15 protein-coding genes and 1 CRISPR repeat array are annotated in these 15,999 nt (G+C 47.1%); of the genes, 2 read left to right on the forward strand and 13 right to left on the reverse strand.

Annotated elements, in window-relative coordinates; all coding sequences use genetic code 11:
• Positions 1–119: 119 nt before the first annotated feature.
• Together ACSNJE_RS08345 and ACSNJE_RS08350 are read right to left on the reverse strand one after the other, a co-directional pair.
• Entirely contained in the window at positions 120–365 is a 246-nt protein-coding gene (locus ACSNJE_RS08345) for a hypothetical protein (RefSeq protein ID WP_495252436.1), read from the reverse strand.
• Between the two features lie 129 nt (positions 366–494).
• On the reverse strand, positions 495–770 hold the full coding sequence (locus tag ACSNJE_RS08350) for an S-layer homology domain-containing protein (protein ID WP_495252437.1): 276 nt from the start codon (positions 768–770) through the stop codon (positions 495–497).
• Between the two features lie 134 nt (positions 771–904).
• Between ACSNJE_RS08350 and ACSNJE_RS08355 the strand changes: the two genes are divergently transcribed.
• A complete protein-coding gene (locus ACSNJE_RS08355) occupies positions 905–1,111 on the forward strand; it encodes a hypothetical protein (protein ID WP_495252438.1) in 207 nt (68 codons plus the stop codon).
• Positions 1,112–1,556: 445 nt separating this feature from the next.
• Positions 1,557–2,690: a CRISPR direct-repeat array (repeat unit 36 nt; unit sequence GTTTCCGTCCCCTTACGGGGATAAGGAAGATTAAAC).
• Positions 2,691–2,863: 173 nt separating this feature from the next.
• Here ACSNJE_RS08355 and cas2 read toward each other — a convergent pair.
• The 11 genes from cas2 to ACSNJE_RS08410 all read right to left on the reverse strand — a co-directional run bounded on the left by cas2 (position 2,864) and on the right by ACSNJE_RS08410 (position 15,507).
• Positions 2,864–3,196 (reverse strand): CRISPR-associated endonuclease Cas2, encoded by a 333-nt coding sequence (cas2, locus tag ACSNJE_RS08360; RefSeq protein WP_242653654.1) that lies wholly within the window; start codon positions 3,194–3,196, stop codon positions 2,864–2,866.
• Between the two features lie 13 nt (positions 3,197–3,209).
• Positions 3,210–4,217, reverse strand: a complete 1,008-nt coding sequence (gene cas1, locus ACSNJE_RS08365) for a CRISPR-associated endonuclease Cas1 (protein WP_013120865.1) — start codon at positions 4,215–4,217, stop codon at positions 3,210–3,212.
• Positions 4,214–5,596, reverse strand: coding sequence for a type III-A CRISPR-associated CARF protein Csm6 (gene csm6, locus ACSNJE_RS08370; protein ID WP_495252439.1), 1,383 nt, complete (start codon positions 5,594–5,596; stop codon positions 4,214–4,216). Before csm6 ends, cas1 begins: the two co-directional genes overlap by 4 nt.
• Complete coding sequence (gene cas6, locus ACSNJE_RS08375; RefSeq protein WP_495252440.1) at positions 5,589–6,338, reverse strand: CRISPR system precrRNA processing endoribonuclease RAMP protein Cas6; 750 nt, start codon at positions 6,336–6,338, stop codon at positions 5,589–5,591. Before cas6 ends, csm6 begins: the two co-directional genes overlap by 8 nt.
• On the reverse strand, positions 6,332–7,621 hold the full coding sequence (gene csm5, locus ACSNJE_RS08380; protein WP_495252441.1) for a type III-A CRISPR-associated RAMP protein Csm5: 1,290 nt from the start codon (positions 7,619–7,621) through the stop codon (positions 6,332–6,334). The genes cas6 and csm5 overlap by 7 nt, the downstream gene beginning before the upstream one ends.
• The gene (csm4, locus tag ACSNJE_RS08385; protein ID WP_495252442.1) at positions 7,618–8,595 is read right to left on the reverse strand and encodes a type III-A CRISPR-associated RAMP protein Csm4; all 978 of its coding nucleotides are present in this window, start codon (positions 8,593–8,595) and stop codon (positions 7,618–7,620) included. Before csm4 ends, csm5 begins: the two co-directional genes overlap by 4 nt.
• A complete protein-coding gene (gene csm3 / locus ACSNJE_RS08390) occupies positions 8,595–9,338 on the reverse strand; it encodes a type III-A CRISPR-associated RAMP protein Csm3 (protein WP_495252443.1) in 744 nt (247 codons plus the stop codon). The genes csm4 and csm3 overlap by 1 nt, the downstream gene beginning before the upstream one ends.
• Positions 9,339–9,342: 4 nt before the next feature.
• The gene (gene csm2, locus ACSNJE_RS08395) at positions 9,343–9,720 is read right to left on the reverse strand and encodes a type III-A CRISPR-associated protein Csm2 (RefSeq protein ID WP_013120871.1); all 378 of its coding nucleotides are present in this window, start codon (positions 9,718–9,720) and stop codon (positions 9,343–9,345) included.
• Positions 9,713–12,412 carry a type III-A CRISPR-associated protein Cas10/Csm1 gene (gene cas10, locus ACSNJE_RS08400; protein ID WP_495252444.1) on the reverse strand — a complete coding sequence of 900 codons (2,700 nt, stop codon included), beginning with the start codon at positions 12,410–12,412 and terminating at the stop codon, positions 9,713–9,715. Before cas10 ends, csm2 begins: the two co-directional genes overlap by 8 nt.
• Positions 12,413–12,913: 501 nt before the next feature.
• Entirely contained in the window at positions 12,914–13,747 is an 834-nt protein-coding gene (speE, locus tag ACSNJE_RS08405) for a polyamine aminopropyltransferase (protein WP_495252445.1), read from the reverse strand.
• 62 nt (positions 13,748–13,809) lie between these two features.
• The gene (locus ACSNJE_RS08410; protein ID WP_495252446.1) at positions 13,810–15,507 is read right to left on the reverse strand and encodes a sigma 54-interacting transcriptional regulator; all 1,698 of its coding nucleotides are present in this window, start codon (positions 15,505–15,507) and stop codon (positions 13,810–13,812) included.
• Positions 15,508–15,747: 240 nt separating this feature from the next.
• On the opposite strand from ACSNJE_RS08410, the gene ACSNJE_RS08415 reads away from it, so the two are divergent.
• Entirely contained in the window at positions 15,748–15,972 is a 225-nt protein-coding gene (locus ACSNJE_RS08415) for a hypothetical protein (protein ID WP_052217895.1), read from the forward strand.
• Positions 15,973–15,999: the final 27 nt, after the last annotated feature.

The raw sequence follows: 15,999 nt of genomic DNA on the forward strand, positions 1-15,999 counted from the left end.
TTCCACCTCATTTCTATGAAAAAATCTCCCTTTCAGGAAGATTATCGCATGTAAAAGTGACAATAGTTTGTCATTTTGTTATTTATATTTTGCCAAAATCTTTTCCATTTTCTGGCGCATTATAATTGGTAAGTGTTTTTACGGACGTCCAGGTGTTCCCGCAGGCGTTCGACCTGGTCGCCGCGTAAAGCATAACCGTCGTATAAATCCCGAACTTTATCGGAAACATCGTTTTCGATCCTGGTTTCTATTCTTGTCACCTGCTCCTGCAGTGTTTTCACCTGTCCGACAAGATGTTTCAGGTCTTTAACATCATTATTCAGATTATCAAGCCTAGCCAGTATTTGTTTTAACAATTCTTCCATGCCAAACATACCTCCACGTTCTTTCCAGCCCTAAAGAGCGGGATATTTGTTAGTTTGTTTTTTTGGGGAGCTTGATTTGAATTTCCTGCATACTGATTTGTTCAACTCTGCACCAACGCCATCAGCCGGTTAAGGACCGCTGCAGCTTCCGCCCTGGCGATATTCGCCGCCAGGCATTTTTTCCTGCAATATCCTGCTCCCCACGGCCAAAAATTCTGCCCTGGTCATCTTCCGGTCAGGCAGGAACCTGCTGTCGGGGTACCCGCGCATGTACCCACGGGCCACCATGCTGCTTACCGGGGCATACGACCAGTGTCCGGGCTGCAGGTCGGTCAGGACACTAAAAAAACAAGAAAATAAGTGATATTTGGAAGGAGATTGATAACAAATGTCAAATATTAACAAGAGTCACATACGATATTACCGCACAGATAACCCAGTCCAGGGCTGAGAAATAGAAAAATAGGGATAGTGGATAAAAAACATGCAGGAGTATTTGGGCTGCCGTAGAAAAAAAACCTGAGAAAGGGAGATGTGCTGTGGAAAACATTTTAAAGCAAATCCTTGACGAACTGAAAACATTGAAAGAAGGCCAGAAGAAACTCGAGGAAGGCCAGAAGAAACTCGAAGAAGGCCAAAAAGAAATCAGGTCCGAGCTGCGCTATATTTGGGACGACATTAAAAAGATTGATGCCAGACTGACCAAACAGGAAGAAGAGACCTTTATTCTCAAACGCATGAAGTAAGCTGAAAAAGTCGAAAACAAAAGTTTGAAAAGTTTTTAAAAAGGCTAATTTTTGTGAAGGTGACGGTGAAATAAGGGTTGTTTCTGAAAATCCCAATGAATTTGGCTGGAGCCATGCCCTGTTTATTAAACAGGACGGGAAGTTAGCCGCAGCCCGTAGCTCAACATAGTCAAATTCACCCACGGTCCGGCGTATGATGTGGTACACCTGGACAAAGCACCGTGGCCGCTGGTCGTGCCTTATATCCAAAATAGAAAGAACTAGGGAGAGGTTTTCGCCTCTCCCTTTGTTTTTTGTAAGGGCATATAATTTCAACCTGAACCGGCGGACATTTTCCACTGGTTTTCTTTTTTTGTAGTGCGTCAAATTAGCACACCCTGAGAAGGTGGCAGGTTTTAAAGAGAATGCGCTGTTTGTCCAATCGTAGTGACGAACTTGTATTCCAGTTTCCGTCCCCTTACGGGGATAACGAAGATTAAACTACACAGTAGAAGTCGTAGAATCACCGACAGGGAAGAGGTTTCCGTCCCCTTACGGGGATAAGGAAGATTAAACGGGACTGCAACTGGACAAAAGAAAACGGCTGCTGGGTTTCCGTCCCCTTACGGGGATAAGGAAGATTAAACAGTCCGCGACGGCGGGCATAGGGACAATTAGTCCTGTTTCCGTCCCCTTACGGGGATAAGGAAGATTAAACAAGCAATACATTTAATCATCCTTGGGACAGTTTCTATGGTTTCCGTCCCCTTACGGGGATAAGGAAGATTAAACGAAGTAGGTTGGCAGGTAATAATAACTGTCGTAAAACCGTTTCCGTCCCCTTACGGGGATAAGGAAGATTAAACGGAAAAAGGTTGACGTTGGCGCCGCAATATCCGAATGGGTTTCCGTCCCCTTACGGGGATAAGGAAGATTAAACCGTAGTGCCCGAAGAAAACTACAGCCTGCGGGGAGGCTAGAGTTTCCGTCCCCTTACGGGGATAAGGAAGATTAAACCATTTTGCGTGTGGTCATACGGGCTTAGCTGCACACCAGTTTCCGTCCCCTTACGGGGATAAGGAAGATTAAACTCAACCATTCCGTGAGTTGCTAACCGGAAATGAAAAGTTTCCGTCCCCTTACGGGGATAAGGAAGATTAAACGCGCTTCTGCTATCTGGTGTTTCGTCTCGTGATAGTCCCGTAGTTTCCGTCCCCTTACGGGGATAAGGAAGATTAAACTTTACAGAAATGCTTTTAAAAGGCACGACGAAGAAGTTTCCGTCCCCTTACGGGGATAAGGAAGATTAAACTCTGCTGGATTCCCCATTGATTTAACGTTTCAAGTTTCCGTCCCCTTACGGGGATAAGGAAGATTAAACTGTTATCCCTTCCTGCCCTAGGAACATTTAGGGGCAGGTTTCCGTCCCCTTACGGGGATAAGGAAGATTAAACGTTGTAAGTGTAGAAAACTACAAATTCTTCGCCGCCACGTTTCCGTCCCCTTACGGGGATAAGGAAGATTAAACGACGTAAGCGAAGGGTTCGAAATCAAGGTGATCAGAGTTTCCGTCCCCTTACGGGGATAAGGAAGATTAAACCCTGCCTGCGAAATTGCGCATGGGAGTAAGGCCGAAAAACGGCTTTGCGGCTTATGCACCCATTGTATACAACTACACCGCAATTTTGCATAATAAACCCTCCTCATGCGGCTTAATTCAATGCGCGGCTCACGCTTAACATAAATTCCCAATATTCACCAAAATGAATAATTTTACACAATTATCACCTCATCCACCTCCGTCTTTTCCACACTTCCCCAAACCTGGACGTCGGCATTCCCGGCCAGTTTATAAACCCTCAGCAGGTCATCGGCAGTAATGTATTTAGCAATACCTCCCGTCAATTTTTTGTAATTCTTGGAGTCCAAAACACATTCGAAGGCCGACTTCTGGACCCGGAACCCAAACCTTTTCAGGTACTTGGCCAGCCTGTTCCTCCGTTTATTGTCAATTACGTCGTATATCACTACTACCAGGTACCTGCGCATTTCCTCAGGTTCAGTGTCATCAAACCTGAAGTAATCATCCAACAACCTGGTTTCCACCACATTGACCCCCTTAACGTAGGCGGACAGGACGATATATGGTAATATCATTATCTTCTATACAGTTTGCCAGAACTCCTGCCTGGTGTTGAACAGCCCGCCGGTAACTTACCCGGTAATCAAGATAGCTCAAATAATTAGCTTCACTGCGTATTTTTTGTTCAAAATGCTTAATAAACTTGCGGAGGGCATCATTTTTGAGCAAGACTGCTCCGCTTGCTTCATCTTTATAAAAATCTCCCGGGGCCAGGATACCCCCTTGTACAATACTCATCACCAATGAGTCCACAATTACCGGCCGCCATTCTTCCATAAGGTCGCTGGCCAGGGCCGGGTGCCCCTGGCGGTCACGGTGCATCAGCCCGGCATAGGGGTGCAGCCCCTTGTTCACCACCGCTGTATATGTTTCATACAGCAACAGGGTATACCCCAGGCTTAAGAGTGAATTGAAGGGATCCAGCGGCGGCATCCTGTTGCGCCCGGAAAAAGCAAACCTGCGGTCAACCATAAGTGATAAGGCTTTAAAATAATGTTTAGAAGCAGCACCTTCAAAGCCCATAACCTGGGCGATTGAACCGGCCCGGGCAATGTTTTCCTCCAGAAGCTGCATACGGGATATGCACTCATCAACAGCAGGACTGTTCACGTGCCTGTTGTACCGGCGGAGGATCACGGCCTGGTTATGTATTTTGGCAGCAACAATCATGCAGGTAAACTTGAAGCAAAACTCTTCATCATCGCCTGCCCTGAACTGTTTCCTTTGCCTGAGTATGTTCACATGCCTGGTAGACTCCAGTCGCCCGTAAAAAAATCCGGAACGGGAGAGAAAAGTAACAGGAATACCCTTTTCCAGCAACTCAACTGAACAGGCAGCCGTCATCTGGGCAGAACCCATCAGGACTACTCCTTCAAGTAATTCCAGGGGTATGCTGACCTCCATGCCGTCTTTTTGTTCTGCTGTAATCCGCCCATCTTTGATCCTTACTCTGGTATCAGGCTCACATACATACAGGAAACTCACAGGAACCTCTCCATTTCACCGTTAATTACATTATTCACAGTATCGAATATAGTGAAAATTTCCGGCTTACAACGGCCTTTAAAGATAAATTTGATCAGGTTTTCCAATTTGTCAACAATCTGCCCCCCTGTCAACCCGGACCGCTGTTTGATGTCTTCCTCCAAAACACCGTACAGGTTATGGGCAGCCAGGTTCCTGTCCCTGTTCAGGATTTCCATGGTATCTAAAAAGCCGGCAAAAGAGCGGGTCTGGCTGTCCGGGTTTTTCCGCAGGAAAAAATTGATCAGGCAGTTCTGCATCCTGATATTGACATGGCTACCGTCCCTGTACTCACCGTTGTGGCATTCATCGAGGTAAGCCAACAGCTCAGGGTTAAGCGCCTTGATTTTATCCCTCCTCACCAACCTTTCAGTAATCTTGCCGGCAGCATTTTTCTTACCGGCGCATTGCTGTTCTTCAATTATGGCTTCCACAGCAAAACCAAAGCAATATTTCAAAAATTTCGTCTGCAATTCCGTCACCAAAGGGTTTAGCCGCAGCAGGAAGTCTGTCAGTTGGCCTGACCTCTGCAATAACTTAACTACGTTGTAATATTCACATATTTCCAGGCACTCCCTGTCCATCTGCGGATAACCGGTCAAGGCCCTGGCTTCCTGGAATTGAGGGCCCTTGGCAGCCTTGTCCAGGTTTTTCAGAGCAATCGCAAACCTGAGCAGTCCCATTACCGTAGAATCTGTTCCCAACCCGTAACCACCTAATATCAACGCGGCGCCTTCGTAATTGTAGTTTTCCAACAGGGCTGTCACCTGCCCCCTGGCCAGGGCTCTTTTAAAACTCTGGATATCAGGTTGTACACAACGGTTCGGGGCATCCGGTTCGTTGTCCAGGTTATTGCCGAATTCCCACTCCACATCATAATCAGGGCCGCCCATTTTACTCAGGTTGGCCCTGGCTGCCGGGGTTATAACCTGTACAGGGACCAACCGCTTGGAAGATACAACGGTTTCCAGGCATAGCATGGACATCATTTGGGGTGTACCCGAGCTGACATTTAACAGGATAGTAGCCTCAGGGTGATCCTTGGATATTTCCTCCAGGTGTTGGCTGAAAACCCCGATAAAGGCGTCAAAATCGTGGGGGTTCTGGATACCCGAAAAGATGAGGTGTTTATCTATGGGCCAGGACAGTTCCCGGCTCAGCAAGTCTACAGCCCTTGTAAAACGCCTGTCCTTTTCCTCCCGTCTGCCCATTTCTCCAGAGAAGAAAATATAGACGGCATAGGGCCTGTAATGCCTGATGATGTGCAACATGGGCCCGTCGTAATTGTCCCGGATCGGGTCTGTTGACCCGACACAGGTAAACAGGACATATCTACTCAATATTGACCGCCCCCATTCCTAACGCTGTTTTAATACCGATTCCTGCCCACTGTCCAAAGGCAAAAAGGAGATTGGCCAGGCTGGCCATTGTTTCCGGCCCGTTGACGGCTAATTCCAGCTTTCCAATAAAAGAAGGAATTTTGACTCCTTCCAGGTGATACCTGGTGCTGCGCAAATCATACCGCCTGATGTAAGTAAACCGGGCCAAGTGTTCCAGGGCATCGGTGCTTCTCAGGGAAAACTCATCGGCAAAGGCATCAAACCTGTTCATCAGGCTTTGGTAAATAAGCGCCAGGTCCGGCAGAATGGCATACCTCCCGGCTGATTTAAAGGAACAGGGAGTGAGGAATGTGATTTTGATAGCCCTCCGGGGCTGCTCCTCCAGGTAGTACTTCCTGGTCAGCTCGCCATACGATACGGGAGGCTCTAACCTTTTTTCCCGGACCGTCAGCCTGATGTCCTTGTCTTTCAGTATAAATTCACCGGCCTTATCGTCCAGCAGCGGCCGGCCAACCTCCTGCCAGGCCTGCTCCGTCAGGAAACTGACTGTCCACATCCACAAACCGTTGCCTACCGCCCCGGACACAAACTGGCTGAAGGGCTTATACCCACTTTCGTGCAGGTATCCGGCATAACTGGGATTAACCCGCTCCATCAGCATCCCGTGAAACAGGGAAGCCATGTTGTAATGGCACTTCTCTTCCCGATCAGGCTCCAGCAGGATTTTTAACCTCCTCAGCATGGTGTAACCTCACTTAACCGGCAAAAGCCCATAAATACCTTATCTCCCCTGCCTGCTACCGCCAATTTCAGGGCCCGCGGGGAAAGGGGCCTGTCTTTTTCATGTTTGTGCTTGGAATACCTGAATTTTAATATTTCCCTGGCCAGGTCATTGGCCTGCCGGGGGCTGTCCGCCAGGGAAGATACAACGGTTTTGGAATGGTAGCCTACCCCGCCGCCAAGAAGCATAATGCCTCTGCTGTCTTGCAGGGCCCCGGCAGGCAGGTACTTTTTGCTTTGAGCCTCCACGCCGATTACTCCTTTTTCCCCAAATACGGCATCATACTGTTTTTGCAGCACCTCCACAATATCTGCAAAGGAACGGATGCCATAAGCGTTTTTGATTTTGAATTCGTCGATTGTCAAGGTAAACTCCACCTCCGTCCCCGGCCTCGCGCATTCCCGGTAAAGAGGCAACTTCTCAGCACTTTTCTTGAGTTTCCCATCAACAAGAGAAAAATCACATTTTCTAACCAGCATCAGGTTTTCCGGAGGAAAGGGCGTGGAATCACTGACAGATATGCCGGCCATGCCTCTGAATAGATGCGTTTCGCCATTTATTTGTCTGGTGTAATCCAGGTAATTCCGTTCAAGGATGGAATACAGTTCGTTAACTTTGTGCTTGTCATCTTTCTGTTTGTTTTTCCCGCTCCCCTGGTTGTACCTGTCTTTGTTTCTTGATTGCAGGATTTCCCCTAATTTCCGGCAGTACTGCCCCGTGCCCGCAGCATCCCCCTGCAGGAGGGCAGCCAACACCGCCGTGCGGAGGGCGCCCTTTATGCTGCTTCCGGGGATGTAAGGCAGCCCCTCGGCATTTCTGATAAAACCGTGGATGTCGTTGGTGTTAAACCTTTGCCCGTTTTTTTCCGCGTCAACGGTGGAATAGGCAGCCCGGCTGACCTGGCGGAACACTTCCGCTGCCCGGAACTTGAGCAAATGCTCCTTTTCCTGCAACCAGGCAAAATTGTTTACGCCGTTTTCTTTCTTGCCTTTTTCCCTGCCCGCTTTCTTATGTGGGCTGCTCTGCTCTGCTTGTTGGCGGATGTACTGCTGGTACAAATCAAGCAGCCCTTTTTCAGCCAGCCAGCCAATCCACTGCCGGCCGTCCAGTACATACACCTTTTTTTCATTCGGCACATAAGCGTAATCCAACCGGGAAATTACGGTACTTTCACCTCCCCCGATAAAAAGAGGTGTCAACACCTTCAATTTCACCCTGTATGTTTTCATACCCCCAAGGCTCATACCTTCACCCCCACGTACATGCCTTTACCGTAGCGGTAAACGGGGTGCCCCCCACAGTCAGATACATCCAGGACCCGCCCTCTGATTTTCTCAGGAAAACAGGAGCCGGCCCCAAACATAACCACAGGCTTTTTCTTGAGCCAGGTATCGGCGTAATCGGGTGAAGCCACATAGCCTGTTCGTTTGACCAAGTTATAATAAGAATTGGCCTGTTTGGCTATACCCAACTCCTCCTGCCCGGGGGACAGCACCGATAATAACATGTACAAGTTAGCGTCTTCAAGGAGCATTTTTTCCAGCATGATGTCACTGTCATACAACCCTGTCTCAAATGATTCCTCAGCCAGTTCAAACTTACCAAGCCCGCTGCTCCGTTTCCCGCCAATGCCGGTAAAGCCAAGGCTTTCCACCACAATATCAAACCTTTCCCGCCAGTACTCAGTAGAGCGGAGAATAAAATACAGCCCTGAATTTTCCTTAAACCTGTAAACCATGACCGGGTAGGGCACGGTATCCTGCTCTCTGGTTATATTGGCCCGGTAGAGCAGTTGCTCATAGCCCGGTTCCTCGATTTCTTCCAGCCACGGCAGGTCCCCGCCGTTATGCAGGAACTTTATGTAATCAGCAAACCTGCTCACGGGAATATACACCAGCTTTTTTAAGGCCTTCCTGTCCTTTAACCCTTCCACATCAGTGGTTCTCCGGACCGAGGGCGGCATTGCCGGTTTGGGCAGGTACAGTTCCAGGCCGCACCAAGGGAACATGTCTGACAGGAAAATTTGGTTCCCCTGCACAGCCGCAATGAGTTCATCAAATCCCTTTTGGCCGAAAACAGCAATCCATTCCTGGCACAGGGCACTGAACAACGTATCCGCCGTACAGGCCATTTTCCCCTGGGCCAATTCCGCCCCGGCATTACATGTCCCGAAACGGACAGGTGTCAGAAATTTTAGTTTATAGATAAAATATTTCATCATGCTACCACGCCGTTTCTACCGTCCGAGAATGCCTGTTCTGCCAGGGATTTGATATCCAGCGGCTCCTTGCCGGCAATCCGGGCGTAATCCTTATAATCCACCTTGATATCCAGCACTTCGATTCTCCCGTAGCCACGGCTGCCATGGCCCCCTATATAATCGTCCTCCAATAAGGTAAACCCGTAGCCTAAGTGCCGCATGTCCTCCACCAGTTCATCCGGGTTTTCCACATTATACACCAGCCGGAAGGAAAACTCCGCCCCGGCCGGCACCCGCTCCAGTTGCCGGGGATTGGCAACAGCGGTCAATCGGTTAATATTGTTTTCAAACTTGATTTCCGTCAAGTACAGGTCTGTATCCATTTTTTCCAGGCGCCTTGCGCTTTCCTCGGTCATAAAAATATCCTGAAACTGGAGCCGGGACAGCACTATTTTGTCTTCACCCCGGTCCGCTGTATTGCCTCCGGCCGCCCCAAACAGGCGTTTGAGCCGGTAATCTTCCTTTTTGATTTCTGTCAGTTGTCCTTCCCGGGCATAAACCCGGGCCAGTAGATAACGCATTTTCCCCTTAACGCTGCTGCCGGGGATATAGGGTCGCCGGGTCAGCGGGTCCCGGACCACCACCGTGTCAACGGCCCCAATGGCCGAAAAATCTTTGGACGCACCAATATGCAGGCCTGTTTTCAACCGAAGCCCACCGTAAAAAATCAGTTTGCCATACAATCCGTTAATACCAACCATCGGTTTATTCCCCTCCTTCATATTTGTGGTAAGCAACAAGGGCCTCCACATATCCGGCAAAATCAAGAAATTTCTTGGTGCTGCCTTCAATGGCATCAATCCCATCAAGTAATTTTGCTTTCTCAACAAATGTTTTTACCTTTGGTTCCCTGCCACATTGGTAAACCAGCTTTACTTTCAATGCCTGGATTTCCCTCTGAATATCTTCAGGCAACCGGCCCTCTGTTATTTCACCCTGAAAAGTCCTGATCTGTACCTTGTTTTTAATCGCATTGACTCCGGCCAAAAACTTGCGAATCTGGCTGGTAGTGACCATTTTACCGTTTTCTTTTTTCAGGTCTTTTATCACTTCTGCAGCTCTCTTTACGTAATCTTTACTCATGTTCTTCATCCTCCTTCCGGTTAAGATATATCAGCAGGTTAAGGGCCGTAATAACCTCCCGGCGGTCCTTCTCCTCCATGGCCCAACCATGGAGGGCTTGCTTCATCTCCCGGTAAACCCCGCCGAGCAGCTCCCTGTCCTCCCCCGCCGGTTCCATCCGGCCCAGGAAATAGGCCAACCGGGCCAATTCCAGCCGCTTTTCTTTTTTCCAACCGTCCTCCATCCCCCGGAATAGGGTGAGGAGTTTATACAGCCTGGACATACCACATTCCAACTTGCCGGGATTGTTATCACTGATGTTAAACCACCTGAGAAGCCCTGCCAGCTTTTCGTCACATACTCCTCTCCTGAAGTCATCCCAGAGGTAAACATGCCGGAAAACAGGTTTTGCCAGTTTGTTCCCTTGCTCATCCTCCAAATACTCCATCTCTTGCCCGAAAAGGGCAATCCGGTTTTTACCCGCAGCCTTGGCGGCCTGTTCCAGTTCCCCGGTTAATTCCGCCATCCGGTTAACCGGAAAAGAACTGTGAAAAATACCGACCCCGGCGGAAATGGTCATCTTCCCGTTGGTGAACTTGCGGAAGGCTTCATTGAGGTCCACCGCCAGCTCGATTACCTCGTCCCATGCGCCGACAATAAAAACATCGTCACCTCCGGCGTAAACAATAACCACATTCCGTTCCGCACCCTCTTTTTTGTTACAACCCTGTATTTTAAAAGGTGTAATAGGCTCCGTCCGGCCCTGGCAAAGCTTGTTTATTTCATGCTTAAAAAACATGGACAGGCTGTAGGAGAGGGTGGCGCTGCGGGAAAGTGAAACGTACCTGAACCTCTCTGCCCTACTCTGATCCCAGCCATCTTCCGTGGTACCGGCAGGCATAACAAACCCGTTCATAAAAGCAGCACCCAGGTTATCCACATCAGCCCGCAGAACCCCAACTCGCCTGATCCCATAACTCCTTTGCGCCAGGGTTGCAAAATCGACCAGGCCCTCCCCGTCACCGGCTACGTTGTATGTTCCGGCCCACAGATTGGTCATGTAGTTTTGTCCCGTAAGCAGGCTGTTTACGGAATAAACTCGCCGTGCTTGTCCTTGCTGTAATAACTTTTCGGCCGTACCAAGGTCGGTAAAGGAAAGACAAACCCGGCCGTCCCGGACCGAGGGCAAAAACAATATATCTTTAGCGCAAACGGCGTCATTAGGAGCAACTGTACCGGCAGTGCCCCGGTCATCAGCATCGCCGCCAACGTGATCTGTCCCACTCATACTGGTAAAATTGCTGCCGGATAAGTTGTCCTGCCTAACCACAATTACAGGCCGCTCCTCTATCCTGTCTCCAGCCCTTCTTGCTACCCTGGCCAGTTTGTCTCCTGCCTTGAACAAAGCCAAACAATTAGGACATATCATACTGTTTTCCCAGGGCTCTAACCGGAAGCGGGAAAAACCACAAACAGCACACTCCCTGCCATCTTCTAAACTGCCGTTAACAACGCTGCCGGGTTCTATCAGCTCTGCCAATTGCCTGGGCGAATACCGCTGCAGTTTATTCAGGGAGTTGCTTTTCGAGACCCGGTGGAATAACTCGCCGAGCATATTTCCCGTTTTCTGTTCCCGGTCCAGGCCATTGGCCAACTCACCGGCACTTGCTTCAACAAAAGACAGCGCCAGGTACAGGTCTGTGGAATACGTATCCATCAACCAGTCATTTACCCGCTCTTTAGCTGTCTCCAGCACTGCCCTGACCCGCTCCGTATTGGGCAGGACCAGGTAAAAATGCCCGCCGCCCGAATACAGCAGGTTGGCCCGGCATAACCCACAGGATTCTAAAATTTCATCTATTACATGTTCAAGAAAAATTTCTAAGTAGAAGGAACGCCCCCGCAGTGATTTCAGTGCCCCTTTGCTGGAAACAGTATAGATAAACTTCTGAATTCCCGATACATCTCCCGAAACCAGGAGCATAGCCTTTTCCTGCCTCAATTTTTCAGGCTGTGTAAAACAGGCCTCCCGGTAATTACCAACCCCCTTTTCAAGCAGGTAATAATAAAGGCAACCGGCAACCATGGCTGTGATTTTGCTGTGGTTATACAGTGAAATGTCAGCCGTTTCCGCACTGTTGGTGCTGGATGGGACATTAACCAGGCAAGCCTCCAACAATTTGAGTAATGATTCCAAGGAATCACTGGCCGCCTGCAGTTCCCGGAAACCTTTTTCAAAAGCCTGCAACAGGTAACTGTATTTTAGGGGTGAAATCTCAACACTGCTTGCCTTTTCCGGAAAATTTATCCGGCCGGACTCAGCCATCGTTTCCAGACGGAAAACAGTTTCCTCCGCAACCATTTCCGGCCTGAAAACATTAAAAACACTGTAAAGAGGCATGTCCCGGCGAAATAATCCATGGCCCCCGGCCGCATCCCGTCTTCTGCGGTCAGCTCCCGCCGCAATATTATCCGCTTCATAAACAATATAAGCCGGGCTGTTGTTGTTTAACTGCGCATTCCTGAGGGCTTCAGCATGGTGAAAACAGATACAGTCCTCCACGTCTTGCCATTCGTCTCCCGGAAAATGTTTTCGAAAAAAACCTGCACCTCGGTCCCCGTGACTGCCTTCTCCGGGGTCTGCCCGCTGCACCAATTTACCGATATCATGCAGCAGGGCCCCATATACCAGTTTTTGATAGTAGGCGTCCACCGTGCATCATCCTTTCTTCCCAGGGCAATAGTTTTACAGTATAGAAAAAACCTTCTATTCGAAGGTCTTCGACATGTTCCAGCTTTTTCCTTGCCAAAAATTGCGACACAATTCGACATTATAGAGTCCCCCACCCTTGCCCAAAACTTGCCTACCATATAAGAAATTCCAATAAGAAGTTACAAGGCATGTTTGCTTGCCGCTGGATTCCCATTCTTTACCTGACAAGTCGAAAATTTGACTGTTGGGCAAAATATTGTTGCTGCCCTGTTCCTGATAGTCTACAATTTAAAACAAAAGCGCGAAAGAGGTGGATGACTGTGCGTGTGTGCAGAATCTGTGCGGATCGTCTAACCAAAGAAGAGATTCCTCGAGGTACCTGTCAGGCCTGTGAAAATGCCGTGAGCAAACTAGTGACACAAAAACTTCTGAAGCTCGGTTCGTACCCCAGAAAGGCAAAAATAAAAGCATAAAAAAAAGTGCGTTTCCAGAACGCACTTTTTATCTGAATAATTCGGCCACATATTCTGGGAGTACAAACGCCCCTTTGTGAATATCCGCATTGTAATACTTTGTTTTTAAACGGTTTACAACGTCCAGCGGAATCTCCGCATTGAGCGGGTCGTATTGCTTCGAACCCATGGTAAAACTCCAAAACCCACTGATATACGTAGGTACAGTGGCCAAATAAGTTCTTGTAATGGGGAAGAGGTTTTTAACGCTTTTATGCACATTGCCTAGCAGTTCCCTGTTAAATAAAGGAGACTCTGACTGGCATACCATAATTCCGTCTGTCTTTAATGCTTCATAAACGTTTTTATAAAAGCTTTCATGAAATAAATTTGTAGCCGGACCAATAGGGTCAGAAGAATCAATTATAATAACGTCATATTTATCTTTATGCCTCTGCACATACTCAATACCGTCTTCCACAAAAATGCGGACCCTGGAATCCGTTAATGCGCAACTGATTTCCGGTAAATATTTCTGGCAGGCCAAAATTACCCGTTCATCAATCTCAATCAAATCTGCCTGTTCAACAGCCGGGTGCTTCAACACCTCCCGAATGGTACCGCCGTCTCCACCGCCAATAACCATCACTTTTTGCGGATTCGGGTGGGTCATCAGAGCCGGTAAAGCTATCATTTCATGATACATATACTCATCTTTTACCGTTGTCTGAATAATACCATCCAGAACCAACGCCCTGCCAAATTCGTAAGTCTCCACGATGGCAAGATGCTGGTATTTCGTTTGCTCGACATGCAGAGTCTCTTTAATTTTCCAATTTACACTGTAACCATCAGTGTGTTTCTCTGTAAGTATTAACTCCAAGCCTTTCCCCCCTCGACTGCCGCTAATCCTTTCCACATTTTTAAATAATACCATTTGGTTTATTATTCGTCAAGCAGGGAGTGTTTTTCCAGTTTTTGGTAAAGACCCGCCCTGGATATTCCAAGTATCTTGGCTGCTTTCACTTTGTTGCCGGCGGTTCTCTGTAAAGTCTGCATTAAAACCAATTTCTCCGTTTCATCTAAGATCTGTTTAAGGGTTAGATGACCGGCGCCATTGTCAAAAACTTTATTTAAATATACAGGAACCTTCTCGACCGCAATTACGGGACTTTCCAGGGAATTCACAGTCTTCTTTGCTATCTCCTTTAATTCATCGACGTTGCCAGGCCAGTCGTGATTAAATAAAAGTTCATAAGTTTCCGGGGGTATTTTCGGTTGTCCTCCTATTCCGGCCTGCTCAGCGTACCTTTTGACAAAGTACAAAAACAATGGCAGTATATCCTCTCGTCGGTCTCGTAGAGGAGGCAAGGAAAAACTCAAAACATTTAAACGGTGATATAGGTGTTCCAGAAACAAGTCTCTTTTAACAAGTTCTTCTAAATTTCTGCTGGTAGCAGCAATAATACGGACATCTACTTTCTTTTCTTTTCCGTCAGCCCCGCGAATTTTTTTAGTTTGCAAAAACTGTAACAGTTTATTCTGCACCTCGAGAGAAAGGTCAGCTATATCTTCCAGAAAAATTGTTCCTTTATCGGCTAGTTCCAATTTCCCCATCCGCTCGGAAGCTTGTTCACCGTCAACAAAAACGGACTTCGTAAAAAAAAGTTCGTTTTTATCCGCGTTTTTAGAAAGAAAAGAACATTTTACTTTCACAAAGGGGCCAAATTTACGGGTCCCTTCACTATGCAGAACCCTAGCCATAAATTCTTTGCCGCTGCCCCTTTCTCCCCTCAGTAGGACAGTGCAATTACTGCAGGCCATCTTTTTTATGTTTTCCTTTAAAATTTTGACCTGCTTACTTGTTCCAATTACATTTTTAAGTTTGTATTTGGCTCCTGTGACCTGGGCCAATTGCTCCTGATAATAGGCAATTTTGCTATTCAGGATCCTGACCTTGTATTGAAAAGCGTTAGATAGTTTTCTGCCATTGATAATCAATAATACCACCCGCCCGGAGCCCAAGGGGTAAATCATTATGTCTACAGGTTCCCCTGCTACGGGGGATGCATCAAGGTCAATCATACCCTTTTCAATACCATTACGCACGTACTTTTCAATTCCTTTTAACAATGGCCGGCAGTCCTGGCCACGTAATTCTTCTGGCACAAAACCCAGTAAACCGGCAAATGTCCTATTTATGTAAACTATTTTAAAATTGCGATCCACAACTGCCACAGCGTCCGTTATACTATCAAATACCTTTGTATTGACTGGAAAAGTTAGATGGTGGTCACAACCGGTATAGTCCACAGCTTCCCTGATAATAACCCAGGCTCCAATATAATCGTGGTCTTTTTCCACTTTAGTTATGGTCAGTTCCCATTCCACACCTTGATATAGAGTCTTTAACTTTTGGAGTTTATTATGTTTTTTGGAGAAATCAAATTTTATATTGGGAAAAACCTTTTGGATGGGAAACTGGATAACATCGGCGCCTTTATTAAACTTATCTTTAAAGGCCCGGTTCATAAAAACGATATTACCCATTCGATCCACAAATAAAATACTGTCGTTTAACTTATCCAACAGCCTCATATTATCCAATTTCAAAATATCAAAGCGTTTTTCAGGCGACAACATAAATTGGTCCCTCCGCTTTTTCTCCCCAATACCTGTTTTCCCCATAAAGAAGCCAAATCTTAACGTTTCATTATTATTTTAATTTTAACGGAAAACTTTATGAAAGAAATTACTTTTCCCTTAATCGGTCATTTTTGAATAGTCAACGGTTTTTTTGTGACTTTAAAGGATACTCAAATTTTTTCCGTAATAATGGGTAAACTAAAAAAGCTTAAAGCTAAATTGAAACGGAGGTATTGCATGGAAGGTAAAATATTAGCTGCACTGCTCTTGTTACTTGGTGGTAGTGTTACAGTTTATATCTTATACCGGGCCATGTTTGCAGTTGTTGAACCTGTTGTCACCAAAAAATTGGAACAGCAAATGACCAAGGATAAACTATCCCAGTTACAAAATAATCTGGTCCTGCATAAGCAGGTGGACCAACAGGCCGTTCAGCAGATACAAAATAATATGAAAAAATAAACAAAAAAGGAAGGGCATATTATTCTT

The organism is Thermincola sp. GK-1 (assembly GCF_059412445.1).

What these genes read in the sequence shown, in the direction of transcription:
- ACSNJE_RS08345 (WP_495252436.1), bottom strand. Translation starts at nt 365, where the DNA reads ATGGAAGAATTGTTAAAACAAATACTGGCTAGGCTTGATAATCTGAAT.
- cas6 (WP_495252440.1), bottom strand. Translation starts at nt 6,338, where the DNA reads ATGCTGAGGAGGTTAAAAATCCTGCTGGAGCCTGATCGGGAAGAGAAG.
- csm5 (WP_495252441.1), bottom strand. Translation starts at nt 7,621, where the DNA reads ATGAGCCTTGGGGGTATGAAAACATACAGGGTGAAATTGAAGGTGTTG.
- csm4 (WP_495252442.1), bottom strand. Translation starts at nt 8,595, where the DNA reads ATGAAATATTTTATCTATAAACTAAAATTTCTGACACCTGTCCGTTTC.
- csm3 (WP_495252443.1), bottom strand. Translation starts at nt 9,338, where the DNA reads ATGGTTGGTATTAACGGATTGTATGGCAAACTGATTTTTTACGGTGGG.
- csm2 (WP_013120871.1), bottom strand. Translation starts at nt 9,720, where the DNA reads ATGAGTAAAGATTACGTAAAGAGAGCTGCAGAAGTGATAAAAGACCTG.
- ACSNJE_RS08410 (WP_495252446.1), bottom strand. Translation starts at nt 15,507, where the DNA reads ATGTTGTCGCCTGAAAAACGCTTTGATATTTTGAAATTGGATAATATG.
- ACSNJE_RS08415 (WP_052217895.1), top strand. Translation starts at nt 15,748, where the DNA reads ATGGAAGGTAAAATATTAGCTGCACTGCTCTTGTTACTTGGTGGTAGT.